Below are 15121 nucleotides of genomic sequence, written 5' to 3' on the forward strand. Positions count from 1 at the left end.
ATCCGCCCTAGTCTACCGGCGGGTCAGACGGCGCCCGCGCCCCGCACCCCCGGGGCCGGGAGCCGGCGCAGGCCCTCGAGCAGATCGTCCCGCCGCGCGGCGCAGCACACGCGGATCCAGCCCTCTCCCGTCCCTCCGAACGCACTCCCGGGGGCCACGGCCACCCGCTGCTCGTGCAGGAAGCGCTCGGCCCAGGCCGCGACATCCCCTCCCGTCGCGTGCGAGAGGTCGATCCACAGGTAGAACGCACCCGTCGGGGTGAGGTAGGTCAGGCCTCGCTCGTCGAGGAGGCGCGTCGCGGCGGCGAGGTTGTCGCGATAGTGGACGGCGGCGTCGCGCACGGCGTCCTGCGGGCCCGAGATCGCGGCGAGCGCGGCATGCTGCGCGGGCATGTCGACGCACGAGATCGCCGACTCCTGCACGCGCAGCATCGTCGCCGTGAAGCCCTTCGGCGTCACGAGCCAGCCGACGCGGGCGCCCGTCATGGCGTACGTCTTGGACGTCGAGAACACCGAGAGCACGCGATCGTCGGCGTCGAGCGACGCGGGGCTCACGTGCGGAATGCCGTACGTGAACGCCTCGTAGCACTCGTCGCTCAGCACCCACAGGTCGTGGCGAGCCGCGAACGCGAGGAGGTCGCGGATCGTGTCGGGCTCGAACGTCGAGCCGAGCGGATTGGACGGCGAGTTGACGATGAGCAGCCGCGTGCGGTCGGTCACGAGCGCCTCGAGCTGCGCGAGGTCGGGCTGGAAGCCCTTCGCGGGGCTGAGCGTGTACGGCACCGCGACGGCCGAGAGCATGTGCGCGTTCATCGTGAACGTCGTATACCCGGGATCGGGCACGAGCACCTCGTCGCCGGGCGCGAGCGTGAGCGACATCGCCTGATGCAGCGCCTGGGTCGCGCCGACCGTGACCCAGACCTGCTCGACGTCGACGTGCACGTCGTTGACGGCGGCGAGCTTGTCGACGATCGCCTCGCGAAGGGCCGGGATGCCGCCGTTCGGCGCGTAGCGGATGAGCCCCTGCTCCCACGCCTGCGCCGCGGCCGTGCGGATGGCAGGCGTCGCGAGCTCGCCCGGCTCGCCGACGGCGAGGATGATCGCGTCGTCGAGGCGCAGCGCCTGCTCGAGGATGTGCCGCACTCCCGAGCCGGGCATGCCGAGGATGTGGTCCGCGAGGCGAGGCATGCGGTCAGCCTACGTGCGCCGCGTCGTCGCGCCCTGCGGGCCGTGCCCGCTCCTACGCTGGCACCATGACGGTTCAGGTGGTGCTCGTGCACGGCATCCGGACCTCGGCGACGATGTGGCGCGCCCAGGTCGAGCACCTCGAGGCGCGAGGCAACCCCGTCACGGCGGTCGATCTGCCGGGACACGGGAGCCGGATGAGCGAGGAGTTCACCCTCGCGGGCGCCTTCGCCACGATCGACGAGGCCGTGCGCCGCGCTGCCCAGAAGGGTCCCGTGCTGCTCTCGGGGCACTCGATGGGCGGGCTGCTGTGCATCGAATACGTGGGCGCCGAAGACCGTCCGCCTGTCGCGGGCTTCATCGCGGCATCCTGCACCGCGATCCCCCGGGGCGTCGCCCTGCAGACGTATCGCCTGCTCGCACGGGGCTTCGACGCGCTTCCGGACCGCGGGATGTGGCTCACCGACCGCATGCTCGACCGCATCCTGCCGGCCGAGACGCGTGCCGACTTCGGCGCCGGCGGCTATGCGCTGGACGCGCAGGACACCGCGCTGCGCAGCCTGTCGGTGCTCGATCTGCTCGCGGCGCTCCGTCGCATCGACGTTCCGCTGTGGTTCCTCAACGGGCAGTACGACCAGCTGCGCGTCAACGAGCGACTCTTCCTCGCCACGGCTCCGCACGCCGAGCTCATCGTCGTCCCCCGGACGACGCACCACGTGACCGTGATGCGCCCCGAGGTCGCAGACGCCCTGATCGACCTCGCGATCGCGACGATCGACGCGTCAGACGTGTGAGGGGGCCGGCGTCCGCCGGCGGATCGCGAGCGTCATCGCGCCGCCCGCGAACGACAGGATCCCGCCGACCAGGAACATCAGCCAGAACCCGCCGATGAGCGCGACGAGCCCCGCGCCGATGAGCGGGCCGAGCAGCTGCCCGAGGCTCGCCGAGACGTTGACGAAGCCGAGGTCGCGCGCGTGGTCCTCGGGGAACGGCAGCAGGTCGGTGCCGAGCGCGAGGCCGACCGACATGTACGCGCCGTAGCCGACGCCGAGCAGCGCCGCCGCGACGATCGTCGTCTCGAACGACGGGAGGAAGGCGATGAGGACGGATGCCGCGCCCTGCACGAGCGCCGAACCCACGACGATCCCGATCCGCTTCCCTGTGCGGTCGGAGATGCGCCCCGACACGATCGAGGACACGACGACGAAGAGCGTGTAGACGAGGATCAGCAGCAGCAGTTCGTCCTCGGCCCCCGCCGCGTCGCGGTGCAGGCCGTAGAGCAGGAAGAAGAGCAGCAGCCCCGTGCCGAGCGCGTTGCCGATGTTGACGGTGAGTCGCCCCGCGAGCATCCACGCGAAGTCGTGATCGCGCAGCGCCGCGAGCCGCTCCCCGACGGTGCGCGCCTCACGCGCGACCGCCGATTCGGCGGGGGCGGGCGGGTCGGGCAGCAGAAGGGCTCCCGCGGTGCCGACGACGGCGAGGAACGCCGCGAGTACGAGGTAGCCCGTCACGACGCCGAGCTCGAGCAGCACGATGACCCCGACGCCGACCACGATCCCGAGCGCCTGCGACGACGAGACAGCCGCCGAGGCCGCGCCGCGCTGCGTCGTGAGCTGATCGGCGATGAGCGCCGTGAACGCGGCCGAGGCCACCGCCGTGCCGATCGACACGCCGACCCACGCGAGGCCGATCCCCCACGGGCCCTCGGCGAACGAGATGCCCACGAGCGACACCGTCGCCATCGCGATGCCCGCGAGCGCCCACGGGCGGCGACGACCGCGCCGCCCCCGTGTGCGGTCCGAGAGGGCACCCGCGAGCGGCCCCGCGATGACGCCCGCGATGCCGCCGGCGGCCAGCACGAGACCCGACGAGACGACGCCCGAGACCCAGCCCGCGGCATCGTCCGGCGTGTCGAGCTGCAGCGGGATGAGCAGCTGGAGCGGCGTCAGCTGCACCGTCCACAGAGCGAGCCACGCGAGCGTGAACAGGACGAACCACGACGCGCCGACGCGTCCCTGCGTGCGAGTCATGCGCGCGCCTCCTCGATGAGCGATCGGTACCAGTCGAACGATGCCTTCGGCGTGCGCTCCCCCGTGTCGTGGTCGACATGGACGAGCCCGAACCGCTGCGTGAAGCCGTCGGCCCACTCGAAGTTGTCGAGCAGCGACCACACGGTGTACTCCTCGACGCGCACCCCGCTCTCGCGGGCGCGGCCGATCGCCGCGATGTGCCCCGCGAGGTAGTCGATGCGGTCGGTGTCGTCGATCGGCGCGTCGGCGTGGTCGGGTTCGGGGAAGGATGCCCCGTTCTCGGCGATCACGATGGGCGGGAGCGCGGCGCCGTAGTGCGCGTCGAACTGGACGAGCAGCTCGGTGAGCGCCTCGGGCACGATGGGCCACAGCTCGCCGAAGCCCGTGTGCGAAGCGCCGGGCGTGGGCACGATCTCGAACGGGACGGGGCTCTCGTCCGGCGCAGCGGCGACGGTCGTCGGGTTGTAGTAGTTGAGGCCGTAGACGTCGATCGCCGCGCCGATCGCCTCGAGGTCGCCGTCCTGGACGGGCATCGGCGGGATGCCGAGGACCTCGAGATGGGGATAGGCGCCGAGCAGGACGGGGTCGGCGAAGATGCGGTTGTGCACGACGTCGTAGACGTGCGCGGCGACGAGGTCGGCCTCGGCATCCGTCGCCGGCTGCACGAGCGTGTGGTTGTTGACGATGCCGACCGTCTCGGCGCCGTGCGCGCGGAGGATCGCGGTCGCGCGCCCGTGCGCGAGCAGCTGGTGGTGCGCCGTCGGGAGCGAGTCGAACAGGAGCGTCCGGCCCGGGGCGAGCTCGCCGATGGCGTAGCCCTGCAGCGACGTCGAGACGGGCTCGTTGATCGTGTACCAGTGCTTCACGCGATCGCCGAGGGCGGATGCCACGAGCTCCGCGTAGTCGCCGAACGCCTCGGCCGTCGCTCGGTCGAGCCAGCCCCCTTCGGCCTCGAGGGTCGAGGGGAGGTCCCAGTGGTACAGCGTCGGCAGCGGCGTGACACCTGCCGCGAGCAGGTCGTCGACGAGCCGGTCGTAGTACGCGAGCCCCGCGGCGTTGGCGGGGCCCCGCCCGTCGGGCTGCACGCGCACCCACGAGACCGAGAAGCGGTAGCGATCGACGCCGAGTGCGCGCACGAGTGCGACGTCGTCGGCGTGCCGTCGATAGCTGTCGGGACCCGGCTCCGCCGTCGAGCCGTCGCGCACGGCGCCCGGCGTCTCGACGAAGTCGTCCCAGATGGAGCGCCCGCGGCCGTCGGCGTCGCGCGCGCCCTCGATCTGGAAGGCGGCGGTCGCGACCGACCAGCGGACTCCGCTCAGAGCGGCGGTATCGGGGCGTGCAGGCATGGCGGAGCTCCTTCGCTCTCGGCGTCGTCCGGGGGCACGACGCCTCCGATCATCCCTCATGACGGGCCATCCCGGCGACGGCGATCCACAGGGACACGCGCCGTGCCGCCGAATCGAGCCATCGAAGCGAACCTGGTAGACTCGGTGATTGGCTTGCGTGTGGGTCCCACCCTGCACGCCGCCGGAGGCGCCCCTCTACCGCTCACCGGCAATCAACCGATTCACTCCGAACGAAAGAACGTCGACACGTGGCTAACATCAAGTCGCAGATCAAGCGCAACAAGACCAACGACAAGGCGCACGAGCGCAACAAGGCTGTCAAGAGCGAGCTCCGCACCGCCGTGCGTCGCACGCGCGAGGCCGTCGTCGCGGGCGACAAGGTCGCTGCTGAGAAGGCTCTCGGCACCGCGACCAAGAAGCTCGACAAGGCCGTGAGCAAGGGCGTCATCCACCAGAACCAGGCGGCGAACCGCAAGTCGGCCATCGCCAAGCAGGTCGCCGCTCTCTGAGCCGACTTCTCACGAAGGCCCGTCCCGCTGGGGCGGGCCTTCGTCGTTCACGCCGCGCTGTTCGCTCGCCTGCGGCATGCGCGGGTGCTCGTGCGCGGGACCCGCACTCTGCCGCAGGCGAAGAGAGGCTCAGGACGCGAAGGGCGCGCGCGTCGCGATGACCGTGACGAGACGCTCGAGCGCGAACACGGAGTCGCGCGACGCGCCCTTGACCTCGGCATCGGCGCGCGCGGCCGCCTGGATCGCCATGCCGAGCGTCGCCTCCGACCACCCCTGCAGATCGCGCCGCGCGCGGTCGACCTGCCAGTCCTTGAGCCCGAGCCGGGCGGCGAGGGCGGCCGAGTGCTCGCGCTGGCCGGCGACACGCGCCATCGTGCGCAGCTTGGAGGCGATCGCCGCGACCATCGGGACGGGGTCGGCGCCCGAGGCGAGGGCGTGGCGCAGCGCGATGAGCGCCTCGCCGTAGCGGCCCGCGATCGCCGTGTCGGCGACCGTGAACGCCGACGTCTCGACGCGGCCGCCGTAGTATCGCTCGACGATCTGATCAGTGATGTCGCCCGGGACGTCGGCGATGAGCTGCTGGCATGCCGCCGCGAGCTCGGTGAGGTCATCGGCGAACGCCGAGACGAGCGCGCGCAGCGCCGTCGGGGTGATGCGCTTCTTCGCCGCCTGGAACTCGCCCGCGGCGAAGTCGAAGCGGTCGCCGTCGCGCTTGACGGCGGGACACGGCACCTCGACGCCGCCGCCCTCGCCCGCGCGGATCGCGTCGAGCAGCTTCTTGCCGCGCACGCTCGCGCCCGTGTGGCGCAGGACGACCGTGGCGCCGTCCTGCGGCGCCGCGAGGTATGAGAGCGCCTCGGCCAGGAACGCATCCGAGCACTTCTCGACGCCGGAGACGCGCACGAGGCGCGGCTCGCCGAAGAGCGACGGCGACGTGACGGCGAGGAGCGTGCCCTGCGAATAGTCGTCGGCCCGGACGTCCGTCACCTCGAGGCTCGGATCCTCGGCGCGCAGGAAGTCCCGCACGGCGGCGGTCGCCCGCTCGGCGCACACTTCTTCGGGCCCGGAGACGAGCACGATGGGCGCGGGCTGCGGGTCGCGCCACGACAGCTGCGGGATGGCGCTGCGCGACTTCGCGGGAGCGGTGCGTCGCGGGGTCGGTGCCATGCGTCCAGCCTAGCCAGCGGGTCCGACCCCGACGGCCCGCTCGCGCCACACCTGGAGCGACCCCGCACCGATCCAGACCGCGACGACGCCCTGCCGATCCGTGCGCGCGACTACCGCGCCGAGCTCGCTCAGCACGTCGAGGATCTCCTGGCGTGGATGCCCGTAGTCGTTGCCGAGCCCGACCGTCACGAGGGCGACGGCCGGCCGCGCCGCCCGGTAGAGCTCGGGCTCCTGGTCGGCGCTTCCGTGGTGCGCGACCTTGACGACGTCGTACGGCGGAGCGAGCGCACCCGATGCCTCGATGGCCCGCTGCGGCGAGGCCGACAGGTCGCCGAGGAACAGGGCGGGAGGGATGCCGCCGCCGCGGATCTCGACGACGACGCTCGCATCGTTCCCCGGTGGATACGCGCGGCTCTCGGCACGCGGCCACACGACGCGGTAGGCCGCCGCGCCCAGCTCGCCCTCGAGCCCCGTGCGCGCCGCGACGAGCGTGGCCCCGCCCCGCGCGAGCGCGTCGAGGACGTGCTCGTGCGCGTCGGACCCGGGAGGACCGTGGAGGACTTGGTCGACGCGGCCGACGACCGCATCGACACCGCCCGAGTGGTCGGCGTCGAAGTGCGTCAGCACGAGCAGGTCGAGGTGTCCGACGCCGGCGCGGGTGAGACATGACTCGAGCGCGCCGGGATCGGGGCCCGTGTCGACGAGGGCCACCTCCCCCGCGGAGCGGACGAGGACGGCGTCGCCCTGCCCGACATCGCACACGAGGATCGCCCACGCGGGCGGCAGCGTCAGAGGCCCTGCCAGCCCTGCGAGGGCCGCTCCGCCCGCGACGCCGCCCACGACGACCGCGACGAGCGCACCGGCGACGGCTCGGACGACCCTCGTGCGATGCGATCGCGGCCCGAGGAGGACGATGACCGCCGCTCCGAGCACCGTGAGTGCCGCGAGACCCCACCAGCCCTCGAGCCACGGGACCTGTCCGCCGGGAAGCTCCGCGAAGGTCGTCGCCGTCGCGGCGATCCACGCCGCCGGCACCCACGCGAGCGCCGCGAGCCCAGACTGCAGGACCGGGATCGGCAGCGCGAGGCACGCGGCGAGGCCGACGACGGTGGCCACCGGGGCGGCGGGCGCCGCAAGGAGGTTCGCGATGACGCCGTAGAGCGGGATGGTCGGCGCGATGAGGACGAGGAGGGGACCGCACGCGAGCTGCGCCGCGAGCGGAACCGAGAATCCGAGCGCGAGGGCGCGCGGCATCCATCGTTCGAGCCCCGCCGCGAGTGGGCGCGCGAGGAGCAGGAGCGACGCCGTCGCGACGCTCGAGAGCGCGAAGCCGAGCGAGGTGGAGAGCCACGGATCCACGGCGAGCAGGACCGTCACCGCGAGGCACAGGACCGCGACGCCAGCGGCCGAGCGGCCCAGGACGACGGCGAGCATCGCGACGGCGGCCATCGCGGCGGCGCGCGCGACACTCGGCTCGGGGGTCACGAGCACGACGAATGCGACGAGGGCGGCGATCCCGACACCGACCCGCACGCCACGCCGCGCCCCGAGCAGCGCGGCGCCCGCGAAGGCGAGACCGACGACGAGGGCGCAGTTCGCTCCCGAGACGGCAGTGAGGTGCGAGAGCGAGGAGGCCTTCATCGCGGCGTCGAGGTCTGCGCCGACCCCGCTGGTGTCGCCGACGGCGAGTCCCGCCACGAGGCCTCCTCCCGGGTCCGGCAGCCCGCGCGTCGCGGCGACGAGGCCGTCGCGCAGCGCCCCCGCGAGCGCCTCCGGTCCCGACGGCGGCTCGACCACCTCGACACCCGCCGACGCCGTGACGAGCACGACCGACCGCTCCCCCGGATCGGCGGGCCGCGTCGTCCCTCGAACGACGATGACGGCCCCGACGTCGAGCTCCCCGAGCCCGTCGACGTCATCCGGCTGCACCCCGATCGACACCGGCAGGTCGACCGATCGCGCGACAGGGCCCGTCGCTGCGCGCGACGTGACGGCGTCGAACACGAGCTGGCCCGTCGCGGCGCGCCGCTCGATCTTGCCGACGACCCGCGCCGTGAGCTCGACGGCCCGTCCGCCGTCGACCGAGAGCGTCACGAGAGCCGTCCGGGCGGGCTGGGCGAGCACGACGTGCGAGGCGACGACCGCCGCAGCGGCACACGCGAGGACGACGACGACCGCGACGCGTCGCCGAGCATGCGGCCGAGCATCCAGCCGAGCATGCGGCCGCAGCAGGAGGCTCATCGCGACCGCGGTCGCGATCCAGGCCGCCGCCGCGAGCACCGGCGCGATGGCGGGGACCATCGTCGCGGCAGCCGCCGTCCCCCACACCAGCAGCGCGACCGGCACGAGGCGGAATCGCCGCAGCCGACGGGTCACACGCTCACCTGGTCGCGCAGGGCCTCGAGCATCTTGTCGCCGATGCCGGGCACCGCGAGGAGATCTTCGACGCTCGTGAACCGGCCGTTCTCATCGCGCCACGCGATGATGCGCTCCGCCATCGCGGGCCCGATGCGCGGGAGCGTGTCGAGCGCCGCCGCGTCCGCGGTGTTGAGATTGACGCGTCCGTCCGTCTGCGCCGCACCGGCGCCGGGGTCGGGTGCGGCGCCCGCGACGGGCACGGCGAGCTGCTCGCCGTCGCTCAGCGGTCGCGCGAGGTTCACGGCGGCGCGGTCGGCCTCCGCCGTGAATCCCCCCGCCGCCGCGATCGCGTCCACGACGCGGGCGTGCTCGCCGAGGACGTACAGTCCCGGCGCCGCGACGGCTCCCGAGACGTGCACATAGACGGATGCCGCGGGTGCGGCATCCGTCCCCGGTCCCTCCGACGCGGGAACGGCCTCGACCGGCGATGCGGCCCCGCGGACGATGCCGATGCCCACCGTCACCGCGAGCGCCGCGAGGACCACGACGACGGCCGCCCCGACCCCCAGACGCCTGCGGCCCTGCACGGGGTCTTCGGCCGCAGTCACGCGGTCGACGCTAGGGCGGGACGATCACCCCCGACCGCCTCGGAAGCACGGACGTGGATGACCGGACCCGCACAGCGGGGTGGGGAGGAGACTCAGCGCGAGACTCAGCGCGTGCTGAAGCTCACGACCTTGGGCGGGCGCACGATCGCGCGGACGATCTGACGATCGCCGAGCGAGCGGATGACGCGCTCATCCGAGCGGGCGAGCCTCTCGAGGGCTGCGCCGTCGATGCGCGCGGGCACGTCGAGCGTGGCGCGCACCTTGCCGTCGATCTGCACGACCGCTTTGACCGAGTCCTCGACGAGCAGCGTGGGATCGGCCTGACGCCACGGCACGAGACCCACGAACGAGTCGTAGCCGAGCACCTCCCACATCTCTTCGGCCGTGTGCGGAGCGAACAGGTCGAGCACCATCGCGATCGCCTCGGCGGCCTCGCGCACGGCGGGATCGCCCGCGCCGGCATCCGAGTCGATCGTCTTGCGCGTCGCGTTGACGAGCTCCATGAGGCGCGCGACGACGACGTTGAACTTCGTCTGCTCGATGAGCCCAGGAGCGTCGGCGAGCAGACGGTGCGTCACGCGGCGCAGCGCCGCGTCGCCCTCGGCCCACACGACGTCGGGGCTGCTCGTCACCTCGTGCGCGATGCGCCACGCGCGGGCGAGGAACTTCGTCGCACCCGTCGTCGAGACGTCGTCCCAGTCCTTGTCGTCCTCGACGGGGCCTGCGAAGGCCAGCGCGACGCGCAGCGCGTCGGCGCCGTGCGCGTCGAGCTCCTCCTGGAAGAGCACGAGGTTGCCCTTGCTCTTGGACATCTTGGCCCCGCCCAGGATCACCATGCCCTGGTTGATGAGGCTGGAGAACGGCTCGGTGAAGTCGACGAGGCCCATGTCGAAGAGGGCCTTCGTGATGAAGCGCGCGTACAGCAGGTGCAGGATCGCGTGCTCTACGCCGCCGATGTAGAAGTCGACGGGACCCCACTTGCCGGCCTCGCGCGCCGAGAACGCCTCGCCCGCATCGCGCGGCGACAGGTATCGCAGGAAGTACCACGAGCTGTCGACGAAGGTGTCCATCGTGTCCGTGTCGCGCAGCGCGTCCTCTCCCGTCTCGGGGTCGGTCGTCGCGACCCAGTCGGACGCACCGCCGAGCGGCGAGGTGCCCTTGGGCTTGAGGTCGAGACCCTCGACGGACGGGAGGAGCACGGGGAGCTGCTCGTCGGGCACCGGGACGGTGCGGCCGTCCTGCGTGTGGACCATCGGGATGGGTGTGCCCCAGTAGCGCTGGCGCGAGATGAGCCAGTCGCGCAGGCGGAACGACTTCGCCGCCCGTCCCGTGCCCGCCGCTTCGAGCTTCTCGACCATCCGCGCGATCGCGTTGCGCTTGGAGAGCCCGTCGAGCGCGCCCGAGTTGATCATGCGGCCCTCGCCCGTGAGCGCGATGCCGGTCTTGGCGGGATCGATCGTGTCGAGCGTCAGGGCGTCGGCGCCGGGATCGATCGGCACGCCGTCGTCGTCGAGCTCGATGACCGGGATGGCGCCCGTGATGGGCGCCGTGGTGTCGACGACGACGCGCACGGGCAGGTCGAACGCGCGCGCGAAGTCGAGGTCGCGCTGGTCGTGCGCGGGCACGGCCATGACGGCGCCGTGGCCGTAGTCCGCGAGGACGTAGTCGGCGGCCCAGATCGGCAGGCGCTCGCCGTTGACGGGGTTGATCGCGTACCGCTCGAGGAAGACGCCGGTCTTGGGGCGGTCGGTGCTCTGGCGCTCGATCTCGGTCTCGCGCTGGACGCCCGCGAGGTACTCGCCGAAGCGGGAGCGGACCGCGTCGGACGCACCCGCGGCGAGCTCCGCCGCGAGATCCGACTCGGGCGCGACGACGAAGAACGTCGCGCCGTGCAGCGTGTCGGGGCGCGTCGAGAAGACCGTCACGACGCCCTCGCGGCCCTCGATCGCGAAGTCGATGTCGGCTCCCACCGAACGGCCGATCCAGTTGCGCTGCATCTGCAGCACCTTGTGCGGCCAGAAGCCCTCGAGCTGGTTGAGGTCATCGAGCAGGCGGTCGGCGTAGTCCGTGATGCGGAAGTACCACTGCGTCAGCTTCTTCTTGACGACCTCGGCGCCGCAGCGCTCGCAGTGCCCTTCGACGACCTGCTCGTTGGCGAGCACCGTCTGGTCGTTGGGGCACCAGTTGACGGGGCTCTCCTTGCGATAGGCCAGCCCGCGCTCATAGAGCTTCTGGAAGAGCCACTGGTTCCAGCGGTAGTACTCGGGGTCGCTCGTGTGCAGGACGCGCGACCAGTCGAACGAGACGCCGTAGTCCTTGAGGCTCTCGCGCTGCTGCGCGATGTTCTCGTACGTCCACTTGACGGGGTCGGCGCCGCGCTTGATCGCCGCGTTCTCGGCGGGCAGGCCGAACGAGTCCCAGCCGATGGGGTTCAGCACGTTGTAGCCGCGGTGACGCCAGAAGCGCGCGACGATGTCGGAGTAGAGGTAGTTCTCGGCGTGCCCCATGTGCAGATCGCCCGAGGGGTACGGGAACATCGCGAGGACGTACTTGCGGGGGCGCGTGTCTCCTTCGCCGCCGGCGCGGAACGGGTCGTCCTGGGCCCACCGGGCCTGCCACTTGGCCTGGGCGGCGTGCGCGTCGTACGCGGCGCTCTCGGCGGCGGGCAGGGACGAGGAGCTCTGGGACACGTGTGGGGACCAATCGTGCGAAGACGGGAAGGCGCGCGAAACGCGCATTCCAGGTTACCGGACCCGCGTCCGGCCCAGCCGGCTCACCGTCCAGCCGAGCCTGCTCGCCGTCCGGCCGAGCCTGCTCACCATCCGGGCGGCAGCTCGCCGCCGAGCGCAGCGAGGGGGCCGCGCGCCTTGACGCCCACCTCCGCCACCTCGGCCGAGGCATCCGATCTCCAGGTGATCCCGCCGCCGGCCCCGACGTACGCGCCGTCCGCGTGCACGACGATCGACCGGATGACCATCGCGAGGTCGAGCGCGCCGTCGTCGCCGACCCACCCGAAGCATCCGGCGAACACGCCGCGCGGGGCCGCCTCGAGCTCGTGGAGGATCGTCATGGCCGAGAGCTTCGGTGCACCCGTCATGCTTCCCGCGGGGAACGCGGCATCCAGCAGACCGCCGACCGTCGTCCCCGCCTCGAGGCGCCCCGAGACGGTGCTCACGAGCTGGTGCACGGCGGGATAGCTCTCGACGGCGAACAGGCGGTCGACCGCGACCGAAGCGGGCGCGCTCACGCGCGACAGGTCGTTGCGCATGAGGTCGACGATCATGACGTTCTCGGCGCGCTCCTTCACGCTCGCCACGAGCTCGGCCGCGAGCGCAGCGTCGGACGCGGCATCCGTCCCCCGCGGACGCGTGCCCTTGATGGGGTGCGTGCGCACGACGCCGTCCTGCACCTCGAGGAACAGCTCGGGGCTCGCGCTCAGGAGCGCGACGACCCCCGACCGGATCAGACCGCCGTGGTGCGCGGGCGTGCGGGCACGCAGGCGCAGATAGACCGCGAGCGGATCGACGGATGCGTCGACCTCGAAGCGCGTCGTGAGGCACAGCTGATACGCGTCGCCTTCGCGGATCGCATCGCGGCAGCGCTCGACGAGCTGGGCGTACTCCCCCGGCTCGTGCCGCGCGCGCACCGTGACGGGCTCGGGCTCGCCCTCCGCCGGCTCGGCGTGCGACGCCGCGACGTCGCGAGCGAACGCGGCGATCTCGTCGGCGGGCGCGAACGCCCAGATCCGGCGCGTCGCATGGTCGAACGCGACGTGCCGCTCGACGCGCAGCCACAGCTGCTGCGGGATGCCGGGCTCGACCGGGCTCGTCGGTGCACCCGCGCGCGCGGCGGCGTCCTCGTACCCGAGCCAGCCGATCCAGCCGCCCGAGAAGCGGCCGCTCTCTGCCTGCTCGCCGGGCGGTTCCGCGCACGCGAGTGCCCGGATGGCCGCCGGATCGGGCTCGACCGAGCCCCCGCCGACCCAACTCCAGCCCGTCGTCGCACCCGGCCCCGCGTCGAGCCAGAACGAGTCCGCGCGCTGCGCGAAACCGGCCAGATAGACCGTCTCGGGGTCGATCCACTCGTCGAGCAGCGTGGCGACGAGCGGGCGGAACATTCTCCCAGGCTAGAGCCCGCCTGCGCCCTTAGGCTCAGGGGGTGAACGAGTTCCTCTCGTGGCTCCTCGACGCCGTGCAGAGCGTCGATCCGCTCGTGAGGACGATCGTCGCCGGCATCGCGGTCATGCTCGAGACGAGCGTCCTGATCGGGCTCGTCGTGCCGGGCGACACCATCGTCATCGTCGCGGGGACGGCAGTGGCATCCCCTCTCGAGGGAATCCTGCTCGGCATCGCGGTCGTCATCGGCGCGCTCATCGGCGAGAGCGTCGGCTTCTGGCTGGGACGGTTCCTGGGCCCGAAGATCCGGGCGTCGCGCCTCGGCCAGCGCCTCGGCGACGACAAATGGGAGCGCTCGGAGCGATACCTGCGCCGCCGCGGAGGACCCGCGATCTTCATCTCGCGCTTCCTGCCCGTCCTCCACTCGCTCGTGCCGCTCACGGTCGGGATGAGCGGGTACTCGTATCGGCGGTTCCTCGCGTGGACCGCCCCCGCATGCGTCGTGTGGGCGACGCTCTTCATCTCCGTGTCCGCCGCCGCGGCGGGGACCTATCGGGAACTCGCCGACCAGCTCCACTACGCGGGCTACATCTTCGTCGCCGTGATCGTCGGGTTCCTCGTCCTCGTCTTCCTCGGAAAGAAGCTCATCGAGCGGCTCGAGCGCCGCCACCTGCATGCGGAGGACCAGATCTCGGGCCGTTCGGACACCCTCCGGTCAGGTCATGTCGAGGAGGACATGGAAGACTGAGGGGATGCCTGCGAAGACCAACATGCGCACGAAGGTGCTGTGGCTCGCGCGTATGGAGTACCGCCTGCACTCGTGGCGCGAGCGCCGCGCGCGGGCGCGGGGGCAGAGGCCCACCGTCATGCCCTTCCCCGGCTACGGCGGCGTCGACTGGGTGCGGGTGCTGGGTCGCGCCCTCATCGTCCCGCCGGTCAAGCCACTGGGAACCGGCGAGTACGCGACAGTGCGCGGATGGCGCAGCTTCGTCGCGGTGCCCGTCGGCTTCGCCCAGGTGAGCGTCACGATCGCCGGTGTCACGCACGAGGTCGTCGCGGATCGCGGGGGCGTCATCGACACGGTGCTTCCCGCGCAGCTCGAGCCGGGCTGGCAGACCCTCACGATGTCGGTCGAGGGCTCCGAGCCCGTCGAGACGCGCGTCTTCATCGTCGGTCCCGACATCCGCTTCGGCGTCGTCTCGGACGTCGACGACACCGTCATGGTGACAGCGCTCCCCCGTCCTCTGCTGGCCGCCTGGAACTCCTTCGTCGTGGACGAGCACGCGAGGCAGCCCGTGCCGGGCATGGCCGTGCTGCTCGAGCGCATCGCGCGCGACACTCCCGGGTCGCCCGTCATCTACCTCTCCACGGGCGCGTGGAACATCGCGCCCACCCTCACGCGATTCCTGCAGCGGCACCTCTTCCCTCCGGGCGCCATGCTGCTCACCGACTGGGGTCCCACGCACGACCGCTGGTTCCGCAGCGGCCGCGACCACAAGCTCACGAACCTGCGCAGGCTCGCCCGCGAGTTCCCGCAGATCAAGTGGCTCCTCGTGGGCGACGACGGGCAGCACGACGAGGCGATCTACACGGCCTTCACGACCGAGCATCCCGCCAGCGTCGCAGGCGTCGCGATCCGCCGCCTCTCGCCCGCCGAGGCCGTGCTCGCGGGGGGTCGGACGGTCGTGGACGATCACTCCGCGGCTGACGTGCCGTGGGTGACCGAGTCAGACGGCGCGGGACTGCTCGAACGCCTCGAGAAGGTCGGCGTCGTCGAGGCCTGACCGGTGTCTGCGCCCCCGCG

General features: G+C 72.3%; 12 protein-coding genes. 4 read left to right on the forward strand and 8 right to left on the reverse strand.

Features of this window, described 5'->3' with window-relative positions; translation table 11 throughout:
- Window positions 1–23: 23 nt before the first annotated feature.
- Entirely contained in the window at window positions 24–1187 is a 1164-nt protein-coding gene (locus MJ607_RS07350) for a pyridoxal phosphate-dependent aminotransferase (protein WP_243074915.1), read from the reverse strand.
- Window positions 1188–1252: 65 nt separating this feature from the next.
- Between MJ607_RS07350 and MJ607_RS07355 the strand changes: the two genes are divergently transcribed.
- Window positions 1253–1978, forward strand: coding sequence for an alpha/beta fold hydrolase (locus MJ607_RS07355; RefSeq protein ID WP_243074916.1), 726 nt, complete (start codon window positions 1253–1255; stop codon window positions 1976–1978).
- On the opposite strand, the gene MJ607_RS07360 is transcribed toward MJ607_RS07355, so the two are convergent.
- Together MJ607_RS07360 and MJ607_RS07365 are read right to left on the reverse strand one after the other, a co-directional pair.
- Window positions 1967–3214, reverse strand: a complete 1248-nt coding sequence (locus tag MJ607_RS07360; RefSeq protein WP_243074917.1) for an MFS transporter — start codon at window positions 3212–3214, stop codon at window positions 1967–1969. The two genes, MJ607_RS07355 and MJ607_RS07360, sit on opposite strands and share 12 nt — an antisense overlap.
- On the reverse strand, window positions 3211–4560 hold the full coding sequence (locus MJ607_RS07365; protein WP_243074918.1) for a GH1 family beta-glucosidase: 1350 nt from the start codon (window positions 4558–4560) through the stop codon (window positions 3211–3213). The genes MJ607_RS07360 and MJ607_RS07365 overlap by 4 nt, the downstream gene beginning before the upstream one ends.
- A 248-nt stretch (window positions 4561–4808) precedes the next feature.
- On the opposite strand from MJ607_RS07365, the gene rpsT reads away from it, so the two are divergent.
- Complete coding sequence (gene rpsT / locus MJ607_RS07370; protein WP_243074919.1) at window positions 4809–5069, forward strand: 30S ribosomal protein S20; 261 nt, start codon at window positions 4809–4811, stop codon at window positions 5067–5069.
- Window positions 5070–5198: 129 nt separating this feature from the next.
- On the opposite strand, the gene holA is transcribed toward rpsT, so the two are convergent.
- From holA to pabB, 5 genes are all read right to left on the reverse strand, one after another.
- Entirely contained in the window at window positions 5199–6236 is a 1038-nt protein-coding gene (holA, locus tag MJ607_RS07375) for a DNA polymerase III subunit delta (RefSeq protein WP_243074920.1), read from the reverse strand.
- 9 nt (window positions 6237–6245) lie between these two features.
- Window positions 6246–8612, reverse strand: a complete 2367-nt coding sequence (locus MJ607_RS07380; protein ID WP_243074921.1) for a ComEC/Rec2 family competence protein — start codon at window positions 8610–8612, stop codon at window positions 6246–6248.
- Window positions 8609–9202 carry a helix-hairpin-helix domain-containing protein gene (locus MJ607_RS07385; protein ID WP_243074922.1) on the reverse strand — a complete coding sequence of 198 codons (594 nt, stop codon included), beginning with the start codon at window positions 9200–9202 and terminating at the stop codon, window positions 8609–8611. Before MJ607_RS07385 ends, MJ607_RS07380 begins: the two co-directional genes overlap by 4 nt.
- A gap of 104 nt (window positions 9203–9306) precedes the next feature.
- The gene (leuS, locus tag MJ607_RS07390) at window positions 9307–11940 is read right to left on the reverse strand and encodes a leucine--tRNA ligase (RefSeq protein WP_374238035.1); all 2634 of its coding nucleotides are present in this window, start codon (window positions 11938–11940) and stop codon (window positions 9307–9309) included.
- Between the two features lie 77 nt (window positions 11941–12017).
- Complete coding sequence (gene pabB / locus MJ607_RS07395) at window positions 12018–13319, reverse strand: aminodeoxychorismate synthase component I (RefSeq protein ID WP_243074924.1); 1302 nt, start codon at window positions 13317–13319, stop codon at window positions 12018–12020.
- A gap of 41 nt (window positions 13320–13360) precedes the next feature.
- Here pabB and MJ607_RS07400 point away from each other — a divergent pair, with 41 nt between their 5' ends.
- The gene (locus MJ607_RS07400) at window positions 13361–14065 is read left to right on the forward strand and encodes a DedA family protein (protein ID WP_243074925.1); all 705 of its coding nucleotides are present in this window, start codon (window positions 13361–13363) and stop codon (window positions 14063–14065) included.
- Between the two features lie 4 nt (window positions 14066–14069).
- Complete coding sequence (locus MJ607_RS07405) at window positions 14070–15101, forward strand: App1 family protein (protein ID WP_243074926.1); 1032 nt, start codon at window positions 14070–14072, stop codon at window positions 15099–15101.
- Window positions 15102–15121: the final 20 nt, after the last annotated feature.

Source organism: Microbacterium sp. SS28 (assembly GCF_022761035.1).
GTDB lineage: Bacteria > Actinomycetota > Actinomycetes > Actinomycetales > Microbacteriaceae > Microbacterium.

Coding starts and splice junctions, on each gene's coding strand:
- MJ607_RS07350 (WP_243074915.1), bottom strand. CDS start 1,187: ATGCCTCGCCTCGCGGACCACATCCTCGGCATGCCCGGCTCGGGAGTG.
- MJ607_RS07355 (WP_243074916.1), top strand. CDS start 1,253: ATGACGGTTCAGGTGGTGCTCGTGCACGGCATCCGGACCTCGGCGACG.
- MJ607_RS07360 (WP_243074917.1), bottom strand. CDS start 3,214: ATGACTCGCACGCAGGGACGCGTCGGCGCGTCGTGGTTCGTCCTGTTC.
- MJ607_RS07365 (WP_243074918.1), bottom strand. CDS start 4,560: ATGCCTGCACGCCCCGATACCGCCGCTCTGAGCGGAGTCCGCTGGTCG.
- holA (WP_243074920.1), bottom strand. CDS start 6,236: ATGGCACCGACCCCGCGACGCACCGCTCCCGCGAAGTCGCGCAGCGCC.
- leuS (WP_374238035.1), bottom strand. CDS start 11,940: ATGCGCGTTTCGCGCGCCTTCCCGTCTTCGCACGATTGGTCCCCACAC.
- pabB (WP_243074924.1), bottom strand. CDS start 13,319: ATGTTCCGCCCGCTCGTCGCCACGCTGCTCGACGAGTGGATCGACCCC.
- MJ607_RS07405 (WP_243074926.1), top strand. CDS start 14,070: ATGCCTGCGAAGACCAACATGCGCACGAAGGTGCTGTGGCTCGCGCGT.